Here is a 541-nt window from a genome sequence, read left to right on the forward strand (position 1 = left end):
TCGCGGGCCGCGGGCGCCGTGCCTGCCTATGGAGAGCGCGGATGAGCGCACTGCCGATCGCGACCAATCGCTATTTCGACAGCCACTTCGGCCTTCCCGGCGTGAAGCTGTTGCCGAACGAGTTCTACACGACCGCCGAGGACATGGTGCTGATGACCGTGCTCGGCTCGTGCGTCGCCGCGTGCATTCACGATCCGTACGCGGGCATCGGCGGGATGAACCACTTCATGCTGCCCGACGACGGCGCCGATGCGGGCGCGGCCGCGTCCGAATCGATGCGCTATGGCGCGTACGCGATGGAAGTGCTGATCAACGAACTGATCAAGGCCGGCGGGCGCCGCGAACGCCTCGAGGCGAAGGTGTTCGGCGGCGCGGCCGTGCTGGCCGGGATGACGACGATCAACATCGGCGATCGCAACGCGGATTTCGTGCGCCGCTACCTCGCGCTCGAACGCATCCGCATCACCGCGGAGGACTTGCAGGACGTCCATCCGCGCAAGGTCGCGTTCATGCCGCGCACGGGGCGCGCGATGGTGAAGAA

1 protein-coding gene is annotated in these 541 nt (G+C 67.1%); it reads left to right on the plus strand.

Annotation, left to right across the window (positions count from 1 at the left end):
• Positions 1-41: 41 nt before the first annotated feature.
• Positions 42-541 (plus strand): chemoreceptor glutamine deamidase CheD (gene cheD, locus G3N62_RS35630; protein WP_206141568.1); only part of this gene is annotated, 500 nt, incomplete at its 3' end.

The sequence above is a fragment of the Burkholderia sp. Tr-20355 genome, assembly GCF_017104685.1.
GTDB classification, from domain to species: Bacteria; Pseudomonadota; Gammaproteobacteria; order Burkholderiales; family Burkholderiaceae; genus Burkholderia; species Burkholderia seminalis.